This window comes from Tsukamurella paurometabola (genome assembly GCF_900631615.1).
Taxonomy (GTDB): Bacteria; Actinomycetota; Actinomycetes; order Mycobacteriales; family Mycobacteriaceae; genus Tsukamurella; species Tsukamurella paurometabola_A.
The window spans coordinates 1,710,136-1,731,012 of sequence record NZ_LR131273.1; the positions used below are offsets into that span (position 1 = coordinate 1,710,136).

General features: G+C 70.8%; 20 protein-coding genes. 13 read left to right on the plus strand and 7 right to left on the minus strand.

Annotated features, from left to right (window positions below; genetic code table 11):
- Positions 1 to 2: 2 nt before the first annotated feature.
- From ELY19_RS08435 to ELY19_RS08450, 4 genes are all read right to left on the minus strand, one after another.
- The gene (locus ELY19_RS08435; protein ID WP_126195792.1) at positions 3 to 1,898 is read right to left on the minus strand and encodes a galactan 5-O-arabinofuranosyltransferase; all 1,896 of its coding nucleotides are present in this window, start codon (positions 1,896 to 1,898) and stop codon (positions 3 to 5) included.
- Positions 1,899 to 1,941: 43 nt separating this feature from the next.
- Complete coding sequence (gene dprE2, locus ELY19_RS08440) at positions 1,942 to 2,703, minus strand: decaprenylphospho-beta-D-erythro-pentofuranosid-2-ulose 2-reductase (protein ID WP_126195793.1); 762 nt, start codon at positions 2,701 to 2,703, stop codon at positions 1,942 to 1,944.
- 21 nt (positions 2,704 to 2,724) lie between these two features.
- Positions 2,725 to 4,155, minus strand: a complete 1,431-nt coding sequence (gene dprE1, locus ELY19_RS08445) for a decaprenylphosphoryl-beta-D-ribose oxidase (RefSeq protein ID WP_126195794.1) — start codon at positions 4,153 to 4,155, stop codon at positions 2,725 to 2,727.
- A gap of 68 nt (positions 4,156 to 4,223) precedes the next feature.
- The gene (locus ELY19_RS08450) at positions 4,224 to 4,850 is read right to left on the minus strand and encodes a TetR/AcrR family transcriptional regulator (protein WP_126195795.1); all 627 of its coding nucleotides are present in this window, start codon (positions 4,848 to 4,850) and stop codon (positions 4,224 to 4,226) included.
- 98 nt (positions 4,851 to 4,948) lie between these two features.
- Between ELY19_RS08450 and ELY19_RS08455 the strand changes: the two genes are divergently transcribed.
- The gene (locus ELY19_RS08455) at positions 4,949 to 6,109 is read left to right on the plus strand and encodes an acyl-CoA dehydrogenase family protein (RefSeq protein ID WP_126195796.1); all 1,161 of its coding nucleotides are present in this window, start codon (positions 4,949 to 4,951) and stop codon (positions 6,107 to 6,109) included.
- A 32-nt stretch (positions 6,110 to 6,141) separates the two neighbouring features.
- Here the strand turns inward: ELY19_RS08455 and ELY19_RS08460 are convergent, their stop codons facing one another.
- Positions 6,142 to 6,333 (minus strand): sigma factor-like helix-turn-helix DNA-binding protein, encoded by a 192-nt coding sequence (locus ELY19_RS08460; protein ID WP_126195797.1) that lies wholly within the window; start codon positions 6,331 to 6,333, stop codon positions 6,142 to 6,144.
- A gap of 124 nt (positions 6,334 to 6,457) precedes the next feature.
- Between ELY19_RS08460 and doeB2 the strand changes: the two genes are divergently transcribed.
- From doeB2 to ELY19_RS08490, 6 genes are all read left to right on the plus strand, one after another.
- Positions 6,458 to 7,606 (plus strand): N(2)-acetyl-L-2,4-diaminobutanoate deacetylase DoeB2, encoded by a 1,149-nt coding sequence (gene doeB2, locus ELY19_RS08465; protein WP_126195798.1) that lies wholly within the window; start codon positions 6,458 to 6,460, stop codon positions 7,604 to 7,606.
- A 35-nt stretch (positions 7,607 to 7,641) separates the two neighbouring features.
- The gene (locus ELY19_RS08470) at positions 7,642 to 8,895 is read left to right on the plus strand and encodes an aspartate aminotransferase family protein (RefSeq protein WP_126195799.1); all 1,254 of its coding nucleotides are present in this window, start codon (positions 7,642 to 7,644) and stop codon (positions 8,893 to 8,895) included.
- On the plus strand, positions 8,892 to 10,145 hold the full coding sequence (gene doeA, locus ELY19_RS08475; RefSeq protein WP_126195800.1) for an ectoine hydrolase: 1,254 nt from the start codon (positions 8,892 to 8,894) through the stop codon (positions 10,143 to 10,145). Before ELY19_RS08470 ends, doeA begins: the two co-directional genes overlap by 4 nt.
- Positions 10,142 to 11,521, plus strand: coding sequence for an aldehyde dehydrogenase family protein (locus tag ELY19_RS08480; protein WP_126195801.1), 1,380 nt, complete (start codon positions 10,142 to 10,144; stop codon positions 11,519 to 11,521). Before doeA ends, ELY19_RS08480 begins: the two co-directional genes overlap by 4 nt.
- A 51-nt stretch (positions 11,522 to 11,572) precedes the next feature.
- On the plus strand, positions 11,573 to 12,022 hold the full coding sequence (locus tag ELY19_RS08485; RefSeq protein WP_126195802.1) for a winged helix-turn-helix transcriptional regulator: 450 nt from the start codon (positions 11,573 to 11,575) through the stop codon (positions 12,020 to 12,022).
- A 79-nt stretch (positions 12,023 to 12,101) separates the two neighbouring features.
- Entirely contained in the window at positions 12,102 to 12,902 is an 801-nt protein-coding gene (locus ELY19_RS08490) for a nitroreductase family protein (RefSeq protein ID WP_126195803.1), read from the plus strand.
- Here ELY19_RS08490 and glmS read toward each other — a convergent pair.
- Entirely contained in the window at positions 12,819 to 14,639 is a 1,821-nt protein-coding gene (gene glmS, locus ELY19_RS08495; RefSeq protein WP_126195804.1) for a glutamine--fructose-6-phosphate transaminase (isomerizing), read from the minus strand. The two genes, ELY19_RS08490 and glmS, sit on opposite strands and share 84 nt — an antisense overlap.
- 13 nt (positions 14,640 to 14,652) lie before the next feature.
- Positions 14,653 to 14,913, minus strand: coding sequence for a hypothetical protein (locus ELY19_RS08500; protein ID WP_227966671.1), 261 nt, complete (start codon positions 14,911 to 14,913; stop codon positions 14,653 to 14,655).
- Between the two features lie 149 nt (positions 14,914 to 15,062).
- Here ELY19_RS08500 and ELY19_RS08505 point away from each other — a divergent pair, with 149 nt between their 5' ends.
- From ELY19_RS08505 to ELY19_RS08530, 6 genes are all read left to right on the plus strand, one after another.
- On the plus strand, positions 15,063 to 15,281 hold the full coding sequence (locus ELY19_RS08505) for a helix-turn-helix transcriptional regulator (protein ID WP_227966674.1): 219 nt from the start codon (positions 15,063 to 15,065) through the stop codon (positions 15,279 to 15,281).
- A complete protein-coding gene (locus ELY19_RS08510; protein ID WP_126195806.1) occupies positions 15,271 to 15,762 on the plus strand; it encodes a hypothetical protein in 492 nt (163 codons plus the stop codon). Before ELY19_RS08505 ends, ELY19_RS08510 begins: the two co-directional genes overlap by 11 nt.
- A 29-nt stretch (positions 15,763 to 15,791) precedes the next feature.
- Positions 15,792 to 16,229: a GtrA family protein gene (locus tag ELY19_RS08515; RefSeq protein WP_126195807.1), complete on the plus strand. Its 438-nt coding sequence runs from the start codon at positions 15,792 to 15,794 to the stop codon at positions 16,227 to 16,229.
- Positions 16,229 to 17,923, plus strand: a complete 1,695-nt coding sequence (locus tag ELY19_RS08520) for a glycosyltransferase family 39 protein (protein ID WP_126195808.1) — start codon at positions 16,229 to 16,231, stop codon at positions 17,921 to 17,923. Before ELY19_RS08515 ends, ELY19_RS08520 begins: the two co-directional genes overlap by 1 nt.
- 147 nt (positions 17,924 to 18,070) lie before the next feature.
- A complete protein-coding gene (locus ELY19_RS08525; protein WP_126195809.1) occupies positions 18,071 to 19,579 on the plus strand; it encodes an FAD/NAD(P)-binding protein in 1,509 nt (502 codons plus the stop codon).
- A 34-nt stretch (positions 19,580 to 19,613) separates the two neighbouring features.
- Positions 19,614 to 20,783, plus strand: coding sequence for an MFS transporter (locus tag ELY19_RS08530; RefSeq protein ID WP_126195810.1), 1,170 nt, complete (start codon positions 19,614 to 19,616; stop codon positions 20,781 to 20,783).
- Positions 20,784 to 20,877 lie beyond the last annotated feature (94 nt).

Sequence of the window (20,877 nt, forward strand, 5' to 3'; positions counted from 1 at the left end):
GGTCACTTCCTCACGACGACGACGAACGGGCCCGTCTCGGTGACGGTGAATCGGGGGTCCTCGAACAGTTTCTCGGGGAACACGACGGTGTACCGGCGCACGTTCGGGTCGTTCGGGTACACGTCCTCGGCGAGGCGCAGCGAGAGGCCGTCGGCGGACCGTCGGAAGACGAAGGCGTCCGGGGCGCGCCAGGGCGTCTCGCCGAGGGCCTTCACCAGCTCATCGGGCGTCTCCAGCTTCGCCCACGATTCGATGGCCGCGGACCGGGCGGTGAAGTGCGCCAGGGGGTTCGCGTAGTTCGACGTGAGGTTCTGGAAGCCCCAGTACGGGTAGATGGCGAGGAAGCCGTAGTCGGCGGTGAGCACGACCGTGTCGGTCCGCGGCCTGCCGGTGCCGGCGAGGATGGCGGCGTCCACGTCCTTGTACGACGATTCCGCGCCCGCGGGCCTGCGGTCGCCGCGCTCGCCGTGGCCGTCGGTGTCGGAGTACGCGACCGCGATCTCCCCGGCCAGCTGGGCGGGGATCGTCTGCGCCACACCGATCGCGGCGAGCGCGCCGAGCACGACGCCCGCGTCGCGGTAGCGGGGGTAGCCGTCGCCGAGCGCGCCGACCATCGTGACGGCGCCGAGCGCACCCGCGGCGGCGAGCAGGATGTGCAGGACCGGCTCGGTGCGGAAACCGAGCAGCGTGGTGCCGATGGGGGAGACGGCCATCGAGAGCAGGGCCCAGAGATAGGAGCCGGCGATGCCCAGGCCGAGTGCCTGCGCGGAGGGGCAGGAGCGGGCCTTCACCAGGATCCAGACGACGCCGATCATGCCCAGCGCGCCCAGCAGCGTGAAGTGCAGCATGGGGAACGAGAGCACCGAACCCTGTTCGGGCAGGTAGTGGAAGGCGGAGCCCTTGGAGTCGGTGCCGTCGCGGTACGCCCGCCACAGGTACGGGCCGTACGCGGGGAGGCCGATCGCGATGGCGATGACGCCCATCGCCGCCACGCGCGCGGGGTAGCGCCACTCGATGCGGCGCTCGCGGATCCACCTGGCGGCCAGCGCGACCACGCCCATGAGCACGATCGTGAACGCCGCGACGCCCAGGTAGAGGGTGTAGAACCAGACCGCGACGCCGAGGTACACCCCGACGAGGACGAGCGCGCCCCGCCGGCCGCGGAGGATCGCGGTCCAGGCGAGGATGAGCGCGGGCGGCAGCAGGATCGCGACGGCCGCGCCGTAGGGTTCGGCGGAGCCGTAGAGGAGCATCGCGACGGTGGTGGCGAGGGTGGCCGCGATGGCGCGGGCGGGCCCGACGACGATGAGCCACAGGGCCAGCGCGACGGCGGCGGCGACGGCCAGGGAGATGATCGACCAGGGCTGGAACGCGGCCCACCCCTCCATGCCGAAGAGTTTCGCGAACCGCCCGCCCAGCCAGAACCAGCCGGGGGAGTACAGGGGCGGCATGTCGATGTAGGTCATATCGGCCAGCCGCGGCGACGAGGTGAACCGGGTCAGGTACTCGGTGCGGAACTGCTGGTCGACGGAGATGCCGCCGAGGTAGAGCGAGGTGCCGCCGAGCGGCAGCGCCAGGGTCACGGTGACGAAGCCGGCCACGGTCGCGAAGGAGAGCAGGCGCGCGAGGCGGGCCTGCCAGGCGGGGACGGTCCGCGACAGGAGCACGGCGCACCCGGCGAGCACGACGATTGCGACGACCTGGAAGACGGTGGAGAAGGCGCGGGTGACGTTGGAGCTGCTGTACGCCGGCCACTCGACCGTGCTGATGGCGAACCAGCCGACGACGCCGACCGCCGCCGCGAGGATCGCGGCGGCGGCGAGGTCGAGGGCGAGGTCCCCGGCCCGCGACGGTGCAGTCGGGGCCTCGGGGGCGTCGACGGTGCGCGTGTCAGTCACACGGGCCAGCGTAGAGGGTGGTGCGGGGAATCGGACGCGCCCCCTAGATGGGGAGCCGCTTGAAGATCGGCTGCGGGATGTTCTTCAGGCCGAAGCTGACGAAACCCCACGGCGCGGGGGCGTACACCAGCGACTTGCCCTTGATCGCGGCGTCGACGGCGAGCTTGCCGATGACGTCCTTGTCGATGGTCAGCGGCGCCTCCTTGACGTGCGCGGAGAACTTGGTGCGCACCATGCCCGGCCGGACCACCAGGACGGAGCCGCCGAAGGGCTCCAGGGCCTGGCCGAGGTTGAGGTAGAAGCCGTCGAAGCCGGCCTTGGAGGAGCCGTAGACGAAGTTGCTGCGGCGCGGGCGCAGGCCCGCCACGGAGCTCATCGCGATGATCTGGCCGTGGCCCTGCTCCTTGATCTTCTGGCCCAGGAGCACGCCGACCGAGACGGCGCCGGTGTAGTTGACCTGCGCGAGGAGCACGGCCTTGCGCTGGTTCTGCCACAGCTCCTCGGCGTCGAAGTCGAGGGCGAAGGCCACGATCGCGACGTCGATGTCGCCGTTCGCGAAGGCGGCGTCGATGGTCTTGGCGTGCCCGTCGAAGTCGGTCGCGTCGAAGTCGATGACCTCGACCGAGGCCGCGCCGGCGGCCTCGACCTGGGCGACTGCCTGTTCGCGCAGCGGGTCGTTCGGCAGCGCGGCGAGCACGACGCGCTGGGTGCCCTTGGCGAGGTACTCCTCGACGATCGACAGGCCGATCTCGGAGGTGCCGCCGAGCAGCAGGATGGACTGGGGAACGCCGACGGCGTTGATCATGAGACTGCTTTCCTTACGGTCTTAGGCGAGTTCGAGGCGGCGGCCGAGGTCGGAGATGAAGACTCCGGTGGGGTCGATCCGGCGGCGGGTCGCGATCCAGTCGTCGATCTGCGGGTACATGGCGTGGAAGCGCTCCGCGGTGGTGCGGGAGTCCTTCGCGGTGTACAGGCGGCCGCCCATGGCCATGATGCGCACGTCGAGCTCGTTGAGGAACTCGGCGAGGCCGCGCTTCACGGGGAAGTCGAGGCACACGTTCCAGCCCTTGAACGGGAAGCTCAGCGGGGCCTGGTTGCCGTCCCCGAACAGCTTGATCACGTTGAGGAAGCTGACGTGCCCGGAGGCCTGGATGTCCTCGATGAGCTTGATGAACTCGGGCTCGTTACCGGTGGGCACGATGAACTGGTACTGGCAGAAGCCGCCGGTGCGGCCGTAGGCGTTGTTCCAGCCGCCGAACACGTCGAGCATGTGGTAGAAGCCGGCGAGGTTCTTCACCTTGCCCTGGCTGGGCGGCCCGGCGCGCCAGTAGGCCTCGCCGACGAGCGAGAAGTCGAACTTGTTGGCCAGCCCGTTGGGGAAGATGTTGGGGAAGCTGATCAGCGGCTTGTTGTTGAAGCTCAGCGGGTCCTTGCGGTACTTCTCCGGCAGCTCGTCGAGCGTCGCGAGGTTGCCGCGGGAGAAGGTGCCGCGTCCGAGCTTCGGCGGCGCGCTGATCGCGTCGAACCAGCCGGAGGCGTACTCGTAGCCGTCCTCGAAGCCGTCCTGCAGGTGCAGGTCGATGGTCTCCTGCAGCGAGTTGGTGCGCTCGGTGTCGGCGATGAAGTAGGCGCTCTCGGTGCGCTTCATCTGGATCTTGGCGCGCAGGATGATGCCGGTCATGCCGACGCCGGCGACGGTCGCCCAGAACAGCTCACCGTCGGGATCGTCGGAGGAGCCCTGCGGGGTGAGCGTGAGGACCTTGCCGTCGGCGGTCAGCAGCGACATCTCGAGCACGTGGTTGCCGAACGAGCCCTGGCTGTGGTGGTTCTTGCCGTGGATGTCGTGCGCGATGGCGCCGCCGATCGTCACCTGGCGCGTGCCGGGGAGGACGGGCACCCACAGGCCGTACGGCAGCGCCGCCTGCATCAGTGTGTCGAGGTCGACGCCGGCGTCCACGTCCACGACGGCGCTCTCGGCGTCGATCTCGTGAATGGCGTTCAGCGGTGTCATGTCGATCGTGAGGCCGCCGGTGTTCTGCGCGGACTCGTTGTAGGACCGGCCCAGGCCGCGCGCGATCACGCCGCGGCGCAGGTAGGCGGGCTTGTCGGCCTCGGCGTCGGCCACGACGGCGACGGCCTTGGCGATCTGGTCCACGTCGGGCGTGGACAGCACGTGGCCCTCGATCGGCGTGGTGCGCGACCAGCCCACCAGCTTGCGCGTCGAGATGGGCAGATAGGGAAGAGTTGTCTCGGACATCGCCCATCAGATTACCGCGCCCAACCTGAGTCGATGCTGAGCTTGAGGCTGCTGTGACCTCGTCTTCGTCACACGGACGGGGCGTCGGGCCGCCCCGGTTCGGTGCCCACCGTGAGCCGGGGCTTGGCGTCCGACGGTGCTCCCGGTTCGCGCACGTGCTCCCACATCGCGTCGACGAGGGGCTGGAGGAACAGGGCGCCCAGCTGCCGCACCATCAGGCCGATCACCTGGTCGGGCTCCGGCCGGTCGGTGGAGGCGAGGTGCGCGGCGCGCAGCCGGACGACCTCGCTGCGGCCCAGGTCGGTGAGCCGGATGAGCAGCTCGGACCCGGCCGGGTCGAGGAAGGACCGGCGCAGGTAGTCGACGACGGCGGGGTGCCGGGCGAGCATCGCGCGGACGGAGGCGTCGCGCGCCGCCGCCACCTCGGCGGGCGGCCCCTCGTCGGGAACACGGGCGATGGCCTGCGCGTGGTAGTCGACGATCTGCCCCTCGACGGCGCCCCGGAGGCCGTCCTTCGTCGTGAAGTGGTGCTGCACCAGGCCGACCGTGACCCCGGCCCGTGCCGCGACGGCGCGCAGCGAGACGGCGCTCACCCCGTGCGCGGCGAACAGATCGAGTGCCGCGTTGCGGATCCGGGCCTTCGCGGTCAGGTCGTCGTTCGTCGCGGGGAGGTCGGTCTCGGGGGTCCCTTCCACCTGCGTGATCCTAGCGGGCCCGGTCTTGCGCTGTACACACGCATCGTGGACTATACAAATGTATTGCTCGCCGCGCCGTCTACGAGAAGAGGCCGCCCATGACCGCACTGTTCCCCGACTACCGCCCCGCCTGGGAGACGCCCGAGCACACGGAGCTGCGTAAGCACGCCGCCGAGTTCTTCCGCCGCGAGGCCACCCCGAACCAGGAGCGCTGGGCGGAGCAGCACCAGGTGGACCGCGAGTTCTGGAACAAGGCGGGCGCTGCGGGGCTCCTGTGCACCGAACTCCCCGAGGCCCTCGGCGGTGCCGGCGGCGACTTCGGGCACGACACCGTCGTGCTGGAGGAGCTCGTCCTCTCGGGCGACGGTGCCTTCGGTTACGGCGTGCACTCGACCATCTGCGCGCACTACATCGACGACTGCGGCACCGAGGAGCAGAAGGCGCGCTGGCTGCCGAAGGCCGCCTCCGGCGAGGCCGTCCTGGCCATCGCGATGACGGAGCCCGGCACCGGCTCGGACCTGCAGGCCGTGCGCACCACCGCCGTCCGCGAGGGCGACGAGTACGTGATCAACGGCAGCAAGACCTTCATCTCCAACGGCAGCCACTGCGACCTGCTCATCATCGTGGCGAAGACCGACCCGAGCCAGGGCGCCAAGGGCATCTCCCTCATCGTCGCGGAGACGAAGGACCTCCCCGGCTTCGAGCGCGGCCGCGTGCTCAAGAAGATCGGGCAGCACGGCCAGGACACGCGGGAGCTGTCCTTCACGGACATGCGCGTTCCCGCGGAGAACCTGCTCGGCGGGGTCGAGGGGCAGGGCTTCTACCAGCTGATGCGGCAGTTGCCGCGCGAGCGCCTCAGCATCGCGATCGGCGGCGTCGACGCGGCCGAGAAGGCGGTGCTCGAGGCGATCGCGTACACCAAGGAGCGCACAGCCTTCGGCCGCCCCATCGCGGATTTCCAGAACACCAGGTTCGTGCTCGCCGAGGCCAAGACCGAGGTCTTCGCGGGGCGCACCCTCATCGACCACTGCATCGGCCGCGCGATCGACGGCACGCTCGATGCGGCGACGGCGTCGATGGCGAAGCTGTGGGCCACCGACATGCAGTGCCGCGTCGTCGACAGCGTGCTCCAGCTCTTCGGCGGCTACGGCTACATGATGGAGTACCCCATCGCCCAGCTCTACGCGGGCGCCCGCGTGCAGAAGATCTACGGCGGTACCAACGAGATCATGAAGGAGCTGATCGCCCGCGGGCTCTGACGGCCGCCGGCGGCCGGAGCACGTGCGGAGCGTCAGAGTCCGGCGCGGATCCGCTCGAGCGCGCGGTGCTGCCGCAGCCGTACCGCTTGCGGTGTGATCCGCAGCAGGGCCGCCGCTTCCTCGACGGTGCGCCGCTGGACGAGCCGCAGGTGCAGGACGCGGTAGAGCTCGGGTGGCAGGGCCGCCCGCAGGCGCGCGTCCTTCGTGTGTGCCCCGTGCCCCATGAGGATTCACGGTAGGCAGCCGTGGCCCGCCGCACATCCGCCATTCGGCTGATGCTCGCGCGTCCTTCGTCGGATCACGGTACGTTGAAAGAGACCGAAACGGACACCCATCCGAGGAGGTCCGATGAACGCTTCTTGGGCCGAGACCGTCGCCCGGGCCACCGAACTCCGACGTGAACTCCATCGCCGCCCGGAACTCGCCTGGGCGGAGCGCGACACCGCCACGGCCGTGCGCGCCGAACTCGATGCGTTCGGCCTCGCGTGGCGGCCCTGCGCAGAGACGGGCACCGTCGTCCGCCTGGCGCCGGACGCGCCCGGCCGGCATGTGGCGCTGCGTGCCGACCTCGACGCCATGCCGATCCCCGAGGCCACCGGCCTGCCGTACGCCTCCGCGACCGAGGGCGTCATGCACGCCTGCGGGCACGACGGCCACACGGCCGCCCTGCTCGCCGCGGCCCGGTGGCTCCACACCCATGCGGCGGACCTCCCGGGCCCGGTGTCGCTGTTGTTCCAGCCCGCCGAGGAGGGCGGGCACGGCGCGCGCGGCATGATCGCCGACGGTGCGCTCGACGGCGTGGACGCCGTCTTCGGCTGGCACAACTGGCCCGGACTACCGTTCGGTCGCGCTCTCTGTCCCGACGGCCCGGTGATGTCCGCGAACGGTACCTTCGAGGTCGAGCTGATCGGCCGCGGCGGTCACGCCTCGCAGCCGGAGGCCACCCGCGACCCGGTGCTCGCCGCGGCGGCCGTCGTGGTCGCGCTGCAGCAGATCGTCGCGCGCCGCACCTCGCCGCAGCAGGCCGCCGTCGTGGCGGTGACGTCGCTGCTCGCCGACAGCGCCGCAACGGTCACCCCGGACGCGGCGCGGATCGCCGGGAGCGTGCGGGCGGCGGACGACGACGCGCGCGCGCACGTCTTCGCCCTCATCGACGAGATCGCCACCGCCACCGCCACTGCCCACGGCGTGCGCGCCGAGGTCCGGACCACCGTGCGCTACGGGGCCACCGTCAACCACCCCGGCCCGGCGGCCGAAGTGCGGGAACGGTTGACGACGGTGTTCGGCGCCGACTGGGCCGAGCGGGGCGCCGCGACCCCCGTGCTGGCCTCGGAGGACTTCAGCTACTACCTGCAGCGGATCCCGGGGGCGTTCGCGCTCCTCGGTTCCGGCACGACGGCGCCGCTGCACAGCGCCGAATACGACTTCGACGATGCCCTGCTCGATCCCGCCGCGCGCCTGCTGGTGGGTCTCGCGGGGGCGCCGGAGCCGCCCTGACCAGAAGAGAGTCGCACGGAACGAAAGGGATTCGCATGGATACTGCCGCCTTCGAGAACTGGGAATCGGAAGTCCGCGGCTACTGCCGGAACTTCCCCACGGTCTTCGCGTCCGCGTCCAACGCCCGCCAGGTGGACGAGGCGGGGAAGAGCTACATCGACTTCTTCGCGGGCGCGGGCGTCCTCAACTTCGGGCACAACAACCCGAACATGAAGCGCGCCATGATCGACTTCCTCGAGGCCGACGGCGTGGCGCACAGCCTGGACACCTACACCACCACCAAACGTGATTTCCTCACCCGGTTCCACGACGTGATCCTCGCGCCCCGCGGCATGGACCACCGCATGCAGTTCACCGGCCCCACCGGCACCAATGCGGTGGAGGCGGCGCTCAAACTGGCCCGCCTCGCCACCGGGCGCCGCGAGGTGGTGGCGTTCAGCCACGGCTTCCACGGCATGACGCTCGGGGCGCTCGCCGCCACGGCCAACCAGGCATTCCGGCAGTGGGCGGGAGTGCCGTTGCGCGACGTGGTGCGGCTCCCCTTCGAGACGGCGCCCGGCGGCAAGACCGCACTCTCGGATTACGCGGCCGCCCTGGCGGATCCGTCCAGCGGGCACACTCCGCCCGCTGCCTTTCTCGTGGAGGCGGTGCAGGCCGAGGGTGGCGTCAACGTCGCGAGTGCGGAGTGGCTGCACGCTGTGCAGGATCTCGCCCGGGAGACCGGCGCCCTGTTCATCATCGACGACATCCAGGCCGGGTGCGGGCGGACCGGAAGCTATTTCAGCTTCGACGGTTACGGCCTCGATCCCGACGTCATCACCCTCGCCAAGGGGCTCGGCGGCTACGGCACGCCGATCGCCATGAACCTCAACAAACCCGCGGTCGACGCGCACTGGTCGCCGGGCGCGCACACCGGCACGTTCCGCGGACAGGGCCTGTCGATGGTCGCGGGCACCGTCGCCCTGGACTACTTCGCCGACGACGAGTTGATGACCGCCGTCGCGGCCAAGGGGGAGACGATGCGCGAGCGGCTCGCGGCGATCGCCGCGGCCCACCCGGATCGTGACTGGGAGGTCCGCGGGAAGGGCATGATGCAGGCGCTCGACACGGGCGACGGGGCGTTCGCCAAGGCCGTGCAGTCGGCCAGTTTCGACGCCGGCCTGCTCATCGGACCCTGTGGCAGCGGCGGCCGGGTGCTGAAGTTGATTCCGCCGCTGACGATCCCCGACGAGGATCTCGTCGCCGGGCTGGACATCCTCGAGCGGGCCGTGACGGAGGTGGCGCGATGAGGCGGCGCGACGACATGACCTTCCCGCCCGCGGAGTACGAGCGGCGGCTGACCGAGCTGCGGGAGCGGATGGACAAGCGCGGCCTGGATGCGGTGGTCATCACCGATCCCGAGAACCTGATGTACCTCACCGACTACCAGACCACCGGCTACTCCTTCTTCCAGGCGCTGGTGGTGCCCCTCGACGACGAGCCGGTGATGATCACCCGCGCGATGGAGGAGTCCAACGTGATCGCGCGGACCTGGGTGGAACGCACTCGGCCCTACCCCGACACCGGCGACGCCATCCAGGAGCTGGTGCTCACCCTCAAGGAGGGCGGACTCGGAACGAAACGCGTGGGCTACGAGCGCAACAGCTACTTCTTCCCGGCCTACCAGCAGGACCGCGTGCACACGTCCTTCCAGCAGGGTGTGCTCATGGACTGCTTCGGCATCGTGGAAGCGGGCCGCGCGACCAAGTCCGACGCCGAGATCGCGGTGATGCGCAGGGCCGCCCGCGCCGCGGAGGCCGGCATGGCGGCCGGGCTGGAGGCCGCGGTTCCCGGCAACACGGAGAACGACGTGGCGGCGGCGATCAGCGCCGCCATGTTCCGTGCCGGCGGCGAGTTCCCCGCCGTCATGCCGTACGTCGCGTCGGGGCCGCGGTCGATGATCGGCCACGCGACGTGGGAGGGGCGCACGATCGAGCCCGGCGAGCACGTCTTCCTCGAGGTGGGCGGGTGCTACCGCCGCTACCACGCCGCCCTCATGCGCACGGCGGTCAACGGCGAGCTCTCGCCGACCATGTACGAGGCGCAGGAGCGCATGAAACTCGCTCTGTCCGAGCTGAAGGCGCTCATGCGTCCCGGGATGACGGTCTCCGACGCCGACTCCCTCGTCCGGCGGATCATCTCCGACAACACCGTCGGTGCGCGTCTGGTCACCCGGTCGGGCTACTCCATCGGCATCGCCTTCCCGCCGTCGTGGGACGAGGGGTACATCCTCAGCCTCAACCCCGGCGACTTCACCGCGCTGGAGCCGGGGATGACGTTCCACGTGATCCCGTGGATGTGGGGTGTCGACGGCGATAAGACCGTGGGCATCTCGGACACCATCCGGATCACCGACGACGGCTGCGAGTCGTTCTTCACACTCGAGGAGGACTTCACCGTGCACGACGGCGCCGGGACCCCGGCCGTGGCCGGGGTGAACGGCGCCGCGCTCGACGATGCGCCGCAGCAGGAGACGACGGAGACGGAGGTACTGCCATGACCGTGATGCTGACCGCGATCGACCCCTCGACGGGGGAGACCGTCCGCGAGGTACCGGCCGCCGGCCCGGCGGAGATCGAGACCGTGCTCGAGCGCGCGGAGTCCGCCTACGGGGAGTGGCGCCGCGCGGGTTTCGATGAGCGCGCGAAGCTGCTGCGTGCCGTCGGGGCGGAGTTGCGCCGCGGCATCGAGGACTACGCGTACGTGATGACCGAGGAGATGGGCAAGCCCATCACCGAGGCGCGCGGAGAGGTGGTCAAGGCCGCCTGGGCGGCCGAGCACTACGCCGATCACGGCGAGCAGTACCTGGCCACCGAGTACGTCGAATCCGACGCCACGTCCAGCTACGTCCAGTACCTCCCCCTGGGGCCGGTGCTCGGCGTGCTGCCGTGGAACGCCCCCTTCTGGCTGGCCTTCCGGTTCTGTGCGCCGGCGCTGATGGCGGGCAACACCGCCGTCATGAAGCACGATCCCCACGTTCCCGGCTGCGCCGCTGCGATCGCCGGGGCGTTCCGCGCGGTCGGGGCGCCCGACGGGGTCTTCGCCTCCCTGCCGGTGGCGACGCCCGACGTGGCGGGAGTGATCCGCGACCGGCGGATCCGCGCGGTCTCGTTCACCGGCTCCGATCGCGGCGGTGCCGCGGTGGCGTCGGTCGCGGCGTCGGAGATCAAGCCCGCGGTGCTGGAGCTGGGCGGCTCGGACCCGTCGATCGTGTTGGCGGATGCGGATATCGAGGCCGCCGCGGAGGTGCTCGCCCTGTCTCGGATCATCAACGCCGGCCAGTCGTGCATCGCCGCCAAGCGGATCATCGTCGAGCGGTCCGTGCACGACGACCTCGTGGAGGCGCTGCGCGCGCGGCTCGCCGCCCTGCGGATGGACGACCCCCGGCGGGATGACACGCAGGTCGGTCCGATCGCGCGGGCGGACCTTCGGGACAACCTGCACCGGCAGGTCACGGAGACCGTCGCGGCCGGCGCCACCTGCCTCCTCGGCGGGACGCTGCCCGACGGCCCGGGGTTCTACTACCCGCCCACGCTGCTCACCGGGGTGCGCCCGGGGATGGCGGCGTGCGCGGAGGAGACCTTCGGTCCCGTCGCCGCGGTGATGACGGCAGTCGACGCCGACCACGCCGTCGACCTCGCGAACGCCACGCCGTACGGCCTCGCCGCGAGCGTCTGGACCGACGCCGCGCGCGGCGAGGGCCTCGCACGGGATCTGGAGGCCGGGCAGGTCAGCGTCAACGGCATCGTCAAGACCGACCCGCGCCTGCCGAGCGGCGGCATCAAGCGCTCCGGCTACGGCCGCGAGCTGGGCCGCGCCGGCATTCATGAGTTCGTCAACGCCCAGCAGGTCTGGGTGGGGCCGAAGCGGGACTGACGCCCCTTCGGCACATGCGGTGCCCGCGGTTCACGTCGTAGAATCGGGGCGGTGAGGTACGAAGAGCTCGGCGATCTTCCGTGTTCGATCACGCGGCCCCTCGTCGTGCTCGGTGATAGGTGGACGCTGCTCGTGCTCAAGACGGCGTTCGCGGGGGTGCGCAGGTTCAGTGCCTTCGAGGAGTCGCTGTCGATCTCGAAGAGCCGACTGCAGGACCGCCTGACGCGCCTCATCGAGCACGGAATCCTTGTGAAGCAACCCAGCGCGCACGGCGCTCACGACGAGTACCGGCTCACGCCGAAGGGCGTTGCTCTCTACCCGATCCTCATGGCGATCAAGGACTGGGGCGATGAGTACATGGCGCCGGACGGCCCGCCGGTGCACTACCGCCACGCTGACTGCGGTGGCGAGGCACACGCCCTTTTGACCTGCAGTGAGTGCGGGGTGGCCCTGACGGCACGGGACGTGATCCCGGAGGCTGGACCGGGCATGACGGCGTAACGGCGGCGAGGTCTTCCCTTCGGTGGTGAACCCTGCTAGCTTTTGGTCTCAAAACGAGACCAACTGATCGGAGGGCTTGATGCCCCGCACAGTGGAAGTCCACCCGCTCGACGACCTCCTGGATGGGCGGTGGACGTGTAGGAAGTTCCTTCCTGACAAGGAAGTCCCGTTCGAGATCATCGAATCCCTCCTGAGGGCGGCGCAGCGGACGCCGTCGTGGTCGAACACGCAGCCCTGGGGGATGTGGGTGACGAACGCCGCGGCCACGAGCAGGCTCCGTGCAGAACTGGCTGCACACCTGGCCGACGGCGGGGACGTCGAACCGGACATCGAGTTCCCGGTCGGCTACCCGGGACTGTACGGCGAGCGCCGCCGTGAGTGCGGTCACGCGTTGTACGCCAGTCTCGGCGTGGACCGGAACGATCACGGCGGCCGCGCGCAGCAGTTCCTTCGCAACTTCTCGTTCTTCGACGCCCCGCACGTCGCCGTGATGACCAGCCCGGTCGAGCTGGGGACGTACGGGGTTCTCGACTGCGGGCTCTACCTCTCGACCTTCCTGCTCGCGGCGCAGGCCCGCGGCGTCGCGGCGGCGCCTCAGGCGGCGCCGGCCGCGTACTCGCCGTTTCTTCACCGGCACTTCGGAATAGACCGGACGCGCCGCGTGATTGCGACGATCGGCTTTGGATACCCCGACCTCTCGGACCCGGTCAATCACTTCCGCACGTCCCGCGCTGCGGTGACCGAGAATGTCGTGTTCGTCTCCGAGAGTCCGCAGGGTGCGGCAGCGGACGGTGGGCTACTCGACGGTGACCGACTTCGCGAGGTTGCGGGGCCGGTCGATGTTGAGGCCCAGGCTCAGGGCCGCGTAGTAGGCCAGTAGCTGGGTCGGGATCATCAGCAGGATCGGGTCGAGCTCGGGCTCGTTCTTCGGCACCGTGAGCGTCACCTTGGCCTCGGGCAGCTCGACGCCCGGGTTGGTGATCGCCACGATGTCGCCGCCGCGGGCCGCGATCTCGTGCAGCGCACCGACGTTGCGATCGAGCAGCTCGTCGTCCGGGACGATGGCGACGGTCGGCATCTCCGGGCTGATCAGCGCGAGCGGGCCGTGCTTGAGCTCGGACGCCTGGTACGCCTCGGCGTGGCGGTAGCTGATCTCCTTGAACTTCTGCGCGCCCTCGCGGGCGGTCGGGTAGCCGCGCACGCGGCCGATGTAGAACAGGCTGGGCGCCTCGGCCAGCAGCTTCGCGGCGTCCTCGACGTCGCCGGGGGAGCTGATGATCTCCTCGATCTGTGCCGGCAGGGCCTTGAGGCCCTTGACGATCCGCGTACCGTCGGTGATCGACAGGTCGCGCACGCGGCCCAGGGCGAGGGCGAGCAACGCGAAGCCGACCGCCATATGGGTGTTGGCCTTGGTGGAGGCCACGGAGACCTCGGGGCCGGCGTGCAGGTAGATGCCGCCGGAGACCTCGCGTGCGATGGTCGAGCCGACCACGTTGACCAGGCCGACGATGGTGCCGCCCTTGCGCTTGACCTCCTGCACGGCGAACGCGGTGTCCGCGGTCTCGCCGGACTGGCTCACCGCGACGTAGAGGGTGTCGGGCTCGATGATCGGGTTGCGGTAGCGGAACTCGCTCGCGGGCTCCGCATCCGCGGGGATGCGGGCGAGCTCCTCGATGAGGGACGCGCCCAGCTGGCCCATGTAGTAGGCGCTGCCGCAGCCGAGGATCTTGACGCGCTTGAACCGGCGCATGGCCTGCGCGTCCAGGTTCAGGCCGTCGAGGCGTGCGGTGGCGAAGCGCTCGTCGAGCCGTCCGGAGAGCATGCGCTCGAGCGAACTCGGCTGCTCCGCGATCTCCTTGAGCATGAAGTGGCTGTGGTTGCCCAGCTCCAGGTCGTCGGGCGAGATGTCCACGGTGGTCGCGGACTTCGCGACGGCGCGGGCGTCGTCGGCGCTGAACATCCGGAAACCGGAGGCGGTCACGGTGGCGCACTCGCCGTCGTCGAGGTGCACGACCTGGCTGGTGTGCCGCACGACGGCGGAGATGTCGGAGGCGACGAACATCTCCTTGTCGCCGACACCGATGATGAGCGGAGAGCCGTTGCGGGCCACGACGATCCGGTCGGGGTGCGCGGTGTCCAGCACGGCCAGGGCGTAGGTGCCGCTGAGCCGGTGCAGGGTCTGGCGGACCGCGTCCTCGAGGGTCTCGGCGTCGCTGCGGGCGATGAGGTGCGCGACCGCCTCGGTGTCGGTGTCGGAGGTCAGCTCGACGCCCTCAGCCTCGAGCTCGATGCGCAGGTCGCGGGCGTTGTCGATGATGCCGTTGTGCACCACGAAGATCCGCTCCGATGCATCCGTGTGGGGGTGCGCGTTCTCCTCGGACGGCGCGCCGTGCGTCGCCCACCGGGTGTGCCCGATGCCGGTCTTCCCGGCGAGCCGCTTCGGCAGCGCGGCCTCCAGATCGCGCACACGGCCGACGCTGCGGACGCGCTTCGCGCCCGACGGGCCGAGCACCGCGATGCCCGCGGAGTCGTACCCGCGGTACTCGAGCTGGGTGAGCCCGTCGACGAGGATGTCCACGGCCGTCTGGCCACCGATGTATCCGACGATTCCGCACATTTCGGGGCGGCTCCTAGCTGTAGATGAGGCGGCGCAGCTGCCGCTCGGTGAGATCGGGTGCGGCGACGAGCCGGCTGCTCAACTCGTCGGCGAGGGTCGCGAAGATCTCCGCGTTCTTGGCCCCGCGGCCCTGCAGGTCGCGGTGACGGCGGCGGACGAACTCCTCGATGGGTTCCCGGTAGTAGGCCGTGACGTCGTCGATGACACGCACGGCCTCGGTGGCCGTGAGCCCCGTGGTCCGCGCGATGTGATCCACGAGCTCGCTGTCCGGCACGACTCGATCTTCCGGGCGCGACGGTGCCATGTCAATTTTCTGCCCGGAATCGGGCAGAACTGAGACCGATTCCGCCCATGCATGGCGGTATGGACGACGGTGTGACAAGAATGCTTGACACACAATGTCAAGAATGCTTGACTCTGCGTGTGGATGACGACGAGAACCCGGTGCGGGCGCGGCGCCGCGCGCAGCGGATCACCCAGGCTGAACTGGCCGGCGCGGTCGGCGTGAGCCGGCAGACCGTGGTCTCGGTGGAGAAGGGTGACTACGCCCCCAGCGTCTACCTGGCGCTGAAGCTCGCCCGGGCGCTCGACACCACGGTCGAGCATCTGTTTCCCCTGAAGGAGGACGATCATGTCGGCTGAGAGTCGCATCGAGGACTTCATCCTCGCCCCGTCGGACCCCGCGTGGGGCGACGAGCGCAATCGCGAGGAGTACTACCGGGCGATGTCCGTGGGCTACTACTGGGCGGCGCCGGCGGCGCTCGTGGCGTCCCTGATCGCGGCGGCGGAGGGCGCCCGGATCACCGCGGTGGCCGTGTTGCTCCTGCTGCTCGCGACGCAGTTGGCGGCGTACCGCTACTGCAGCAGGCACGACGTCCCGGTGGCATCGATCTCGCGCGCCTTCCTCACCCCGAAGCGCAAGGCGGTGACCGCGGCGATCGTGATCCCCTACCTCGCGGTGTGGCTCTCGCTCCAACTGGACCGCGACCCGAGCACCATCGCGGGTGCCGCGGTCGGCGGACTGGTCGGGGCGGGCATCGCGGGTGTCGCGGTCCTCCGCGCGGCCCGAGCCGAGCGCCGCCGGGAGGCCGCGGCGGCCGCCGACGACGACGTATTCGAATAACGAAGGATCCATCGGTACGCTGTGACCTCGTGACCACCTCCGAAGCCGCTGATCGGGAACACCTCGATCTGAAGACGCAGCTGATCCGGTTCGTGCTGACCGGCGCGTTCTCGGCGGTCGTCGACCTGGGGATCACCCTGATCCTCACCATGGGCTTCGGTACGAGCGACTTCGTCGCGAAGACGGTGGGCTTCATCTGCGGCACCACGACCGCCTACGTCCTCAACCGGCGGTGGACGTTCCAGGCCGAGCCGAGCACCAAGCGCCTCGTCGCGGTGTGGGCCCTGTACGTGACGATGTACGGGGTGCAGACGGGGCTCTACCTGGGCATCCTCGCGATGTTCCCGCCCTCGGGGGACGGCGCCTCCGAGTACGTCGTCCGCTCGATCGCCTTCGTGATCGCCCAGGGCACCGCGACCGTCGTCAACTTCATCGTCCAGCGCACGGTGATCTTCAAGCTGATGTGATGGCCCCGGCACTGCGGCCGCGGCGAACACTGCTCGTCCCCGGGGTCCTCGCGCTCCTCGGCGTCCTCCTGTCGCTGTGGCACGGCGGGCGGCCGTCCGTCTGGTTCGACGAGCTCGCCACCGGCTCCGCCGTCGACCGCTCGCCCGGCGAACTCTGGCACCTGCTGACGAACATCGACGCGGTGCACGGCCTCTACTACTGGGGCGTTCGTACCTTCTCCCTCGCCTTCGGAGTCGACGAGACCGCGCTGCGGGCGTTCTCCGCGCTCGGCGTCGGCGCGGCCACCGCGGCCTGCTACGTCCTCGCGCGGCGTCTCGGCGGCGAGACCTTCGCCCTGGTCGCCGGGGTGATCACGCTGGTCCTGCCGCGACTCACCTGGTCGGGCGTCGAGGCGCGCTCCTACTCCTGGGTGATCGCGTCCGCGGCACTCGTGCTGATCGCCGCGCACCGGGCGGCATCGTCGGCCGTGGCGGCCGGCACGGCGAGCGGACGTCGAGGCGACCCGCTCACCCGGGCCTGGCTCGCATACGGTGCGGCGCTGCTGCTGGCCACGGTGCTCTTCCTCTACTCCGCGACACTCGTGCTCGCGGTCGCGGTGGTGTTCCTCGCGGACGAGCGCACCCGCACCCGGGCCGTCCTGCGGCCGGCAGCGATCGCCTCCGCGGCCGCGGTCGTCCTCGCGAGCCCCGTCGTGATCCTCGCCGCCACGCAGCGCGATCAGGTGGCGTGGCTGCGTTGGCCGGGGTGGCGGATCTTCCAGAACGTCCTGGTCGATCAGTGGTTCGACCACTCGACGGCGTTCGCGGTGGCGGCGTGGCTCGTGATCGCCGTCGCCGCGCTGCTGTGGTGGCGGCGCGGCATCGGATCCGCGCGGGCGAGGGACGGTGGACCGGCAGATGCGGCACCGTCGGGCATGTCCCCCACGGACCTGGCCTCGGTGCTCCGCTACGGCCTGGCCGGCGCCCTGGTGCCGCTCGCGGCGATCCTGCTGGTCTCGCCGGTGGTCCCGTCCTACGTCGGGCGGTACGTGAGCTTCACGGTGCCCGGCGTGGTGCTCGTCCTCGCCGCCGCGGTCACGACGGTGGCGCGGCTGCTGCCCCGCCCGCGGGTCGCCGGCGCGGCGCTGCTCGTGGTGCTCGCGGTGACGGCGATTCCCGGCTACCTGTGGCAGCACAGCCCGCTGTCGAAGCCGGGCGGCAGCGATTTCAGCTACGCCGCCCGCTACATCCGCGACAACGCGCGCCCCGGGGACTGCGTCTTCTTCCAGGTGCAGCCGAGCTGGGCGTGGCCCTCACTGCGGATCGCGCACGACGGCCTGCCCGGGATGTTCGACGGCCTGCACGACATGGGCAACGACGGTGACCGTCGCGAGGAGGGCAAGCTCTGGGACAAGGAGAAGGGCGTCAATCAGTGGGCGTCGTGGGCGGCCGACGAGTGCACCGCCGCCTGGGTGCTCACCGACGCCGATCGCGCCGAGGACGACTTCCGGCAGGAGAACGGGAACCTGTGGTGGACCTTTCGGCCGTTCCAGTTCATGGGCACCGACATGCAGGTCTCGCTCGACTACGGCGGCCTCGCGGTGGTGCACCAGGAACAGTTCCACATCCTCCAGGTGGTGCACCTGGTGCAGCCGCCGCCCGCGGAGGGGCCGGACCCGCAGCCGCTCCCGCGGACGCGGCACACCTACTGGTGAGCCGGGGCCGCGCGACGTTTCGTTAGGCGCATATACGACTTTGTCGGTCGTGTCCACCCTTGTCCGGTGTGACATTTCCGGGGTTGCCCCGCGGCGCGGGCGTCGAGACGATCATTACGCACAGGTAACGATCGAGGGGAGAGCGTCGTGGTGTCAGTCGGGATCGTCGGAGGGGGTGCCGCGGCCGTGAGCCTGCTGCGGCAGCTGCCCGTGAGCGACGATCTGTCCGTCTCCGTCTACGCCGACCGGGTCATCGGCCCGGGCCGGGCGTACGCGGAGGAGTCCGATTCGGCCCTGCTGAACCGGCAGGCGTTCGCGATGTCGATCTCCGCGGAGCAGCCCGACGAGTTCGTCGACTGGTGCCGGGCGAACGAGCCGGAGCTCCTCGTCGACGGCGGACACAGCTTCGTCCCGCGCTGGGCGTACGGCCGCTACCTGCGGCAGTGCACGCAGGCCCGCGCGGTCGAGTTCGGCGACTCGCTCACCAGGATCACCGGACGCGTCACCGACGCGGCGCGGGAGGGCGATCTCTGGCGGCTCGTCGTGCACCGCCCCGGGTTCGCCCCGGAGACCTACCGGCACGACGTCGTCGTACTCGCGCTGGGCTCGAGCCCGCCCGCGGATCCGTACCGGCTCGAGGGCACCGAGCACTACACGCAGGACCCGTACCCGGTCGACGAGTGGCTGCCGACCGTTCTCGCCGGCGACTCCGCCGCCGTGATCGGCACCGGCCTCAGCGCGATCGACGTCGCGCTGGCCGTGCGCTCCCGCGGCTGGGGCGGCCACCTGCTGATGGCCTCGCGCCAGGGCATCCTGCCCGACGTGCGCAGCGACCTCGAGCCGCTCGACTTCGATCCCGATGTGGGCGCGCTCATCCGGCGCGTGCGCCTGCGGCACGGCGGCCTCGAGTGGGAGGACGTGGTGAACATCGTCGACTACCTCGCCGTGGGCGAGGGACTGCGCCGGTCCGAGGTACGGGCCGCGTTCCGCGCGATCGCCGAGCCCGCCGGGCCCCGGCTGGCGGGCTTCTCCGGGCGTCCGGCGTCGATCGCGCCGGAGGTGCAGCGGCTCGTGATCTGCGTGGCCCAGTACTACGCCAACGACCTGTGGTCGGCGATGACCCGCTCGGCGCGGTCGGCCATGGTCGCGACGGTGCACGCGCCCTTCCAGGCGCTCGCCAACCCCCTGCCCGCCCGGAGCGCGCAGGTGCTCGGGGACATGGTGGTCGACGGTGCGCTGACCGTCCGGCACGGCGTGCGCGACGTGGCGCCGTCGGCCTCCGGGCTGGTGGTGAGCAGCGCCGACGGCGACGAGGCGGTCCAGCACGTGGTCAACGCGACCCGGACGCCGGCCGGGGCGCCGTCGGGCGCGGCCGCCAGCCTGGTCTCCTCGCTCGTCTACGCGGGGACCGCGCGGCGCAATCCCTACGGTGGACTGCGGATCAACGTGGACGACAACGCGATCGTCGGCCGCGACGGCGCATCGGTGCCGGGGCTGTACGCACTCGGCGAGATCGCCTCGGGCGATCTCTACTACATCAGCAGCATCGCGAAGATCCGCCGCCGCGCCCGCGCGGTGGCGCGGTCGATCGCCGAGCGGGTGCATCCGGCGGTGCCGCAAGCGGATCCGGTGCAGGTGGCGGTGTCCGGTGGCTGAGGCGAGTGCGGTCGCGGAGCGACAGGAAGCCGTCGTGAGCGCGCCGGGCCGCTGGACCACGATCATGCTGCTGGTGGCGGTCACGGCGCCGCAGCTCGGGCTGAGCCTGCTCAACCCGTCGACGCCGCAGATGGCGCTCGACCTGCACACCTCCATCTCGGCCGTGCAACTCACCCTCTCCTGCTACATGGCGGGGTACGCGGTCTCGATGTTCGCCGCGGGCGTGCTCGCGGACCGGTTCGACGCCCGCGCCCTGCAGGCGCTGGGCCTCGTGCTGTTCGCGCTGGGCGGCGTGCTCGCGGCGGGGGCGCCGACGGTGGCGGTGCTCGGCGTCGCGCGGTTCGTGCAGGCGGTCGGTGGAACGTCGGCGACGGTGCTGTGCCGCTTGGTGATCCAGCGCCGGTATCCGACCGACGCGCGGATGCACCTGCTCACCTCGCTGTCGATCGTGATCGCCGCGACGCCCGCCCTCTCGCCCTTCCTGGGGTCGGCGCTCGTGCAGGTGGCGCCCTGGCGTGCGCTCTTCCTCGGCCTCGCCGCGGTCGGGTTGGTGCTGGCCCTCGCGTTCCTGCGTCTCGTACCGACGGCCGCCCCGTCGACGCCCGTCGCACCGACGCCGCGCGCCATCGGCCGCGGCATCGCGGAGGCGTTCGCGCGCAGGGGATTCCATCGGCACGCGGTGGTGATCTCACTGGCGTGGATGGGGTACTTCCTGTTCATCGAGCAGTCGGCGTTCATCCTGCAGGGGCTGCACGGGGCGACCGAGATCCAGTACGGGCTGCTGCTCATCGTTCCGGCACTCGGCTACATCGCCGGCAGCGTCGTGATCCGGCGGGCGGCCGTCGCACGGATCGCGGTGCGGCTGTGCACGATCGGCTCGGCGATCGGCGCCGCCACCCTGATCCTCCTGGCGGCGACCGGGGTCCCGACGGCGGCCGCCGTGGTGCTCCCGCTCGCCGTCGGCTTCCTCGGCGTCGGTGCGGCGATCCCGTTCGCGCAGGCCGGGTTGCTGGAGCTGGACCTGAAGGCGCAGGGCGTCGGCGCCGGGTTGTTCTTCTTCGTCCAGATGGGGGCGGGCGCCCTGTACTCCGTGGTGGTGGAGGCGCTGCACCTGCGGTCGGCCGTGAGCACGTCGGTGGCGATCGGGCTGCCGTTGCTCGCGCTGGCGGCGGTCGTCTGGGGGACCACCCGCGCGAGGGCGTGACGCGCACCACAGCGCCGCCGGAATTATTCGGACCGAGGTCCGGTTATAGTTCCCGTGTCGCGGCGCAGGGTGCGCCGCCTCGAACGAGGAGCTT

Coding starts and splice junctions, on each gene's coding strand:
- doeB2 (WP_126195798.1), top strand. CDS start 6,458: ATGAACGCTTCTTGGGCCGAGACCGTCGCCCGGGCCACCGAACTCCGA.
- ELY19_RS08460 (WP_126195797.1), bottom strand. CDS start 6,333: ATGGGGCACGGGGCACACACGAAGGACGCGCGCCTGCGGGCGGCCCTG.
- dprE2 (WP_126195793.1), bottom strand. CDS start 2,703: ATGATCAACGCCGTCGGCGTTCCCCAGTCCATCCTGCTGCTCGGCGGC.
- ELY19_RS08520 (WP_126195808.1), top strand. CDS start 16,229: ATGGCCCCGGCACTGCGGCCGCGGCGAACACTGCTCGTCCCCGGGGTC.
- ELY19_RS08480 (WP_126195801.1), top strand. CDS start 10,142: ATGACCGTGATGCTGACCGCGATCGACCCCTCGACGGGGGAGACCGTC.
- doeA (WP_126195800.1), top strand. CDS start 8,892: ATGAGGCGGCGCGACGACATGACCTTCCCGCCCGCGGAGTACGAGCGG.
- ELY19_RS08490 (WP_126195803.1), top strand. CDS start 12,102: ATGCCCCGCACAGTGGAAGTCCACCCGCTCGACGACCTCCTGGATGGG.
- dprE1 (WP_126195794.1), bottom strand. CDS start 4,155: ATGTCCGAGACAACTCTTCCCTATCTGCCCATCTCGACGCGCAAGCTG.
- glmS (WP_126195804.1), bottom strand. CDS start 14,639: ATGTGCGGAATCGTCGGATACATCGGTGGCCAGACGGCCGTGGACATC.
- ELY19_RS08455 (WP_126195796.1), top strand. CDS start 4,949: ATGACCGCACTGTTCCCCGACTACCGCCCCGCCTGGGAGACGCCCGAG.
- ELY19_RS08510 (WP_126195806.1), top strand. CDS start 15,271: ATGTCGGCTGAGAGTCGCATCGAGGACTTCATCCTCGCCCCGTCGGAC.
- ELY19_RS08470 (WP_126195799.1), top strand. CDS start 7,642: ATGGATACTGCCGCCTTCGAGAACTGGGAATCGGAAGTCCGCGGCTAC.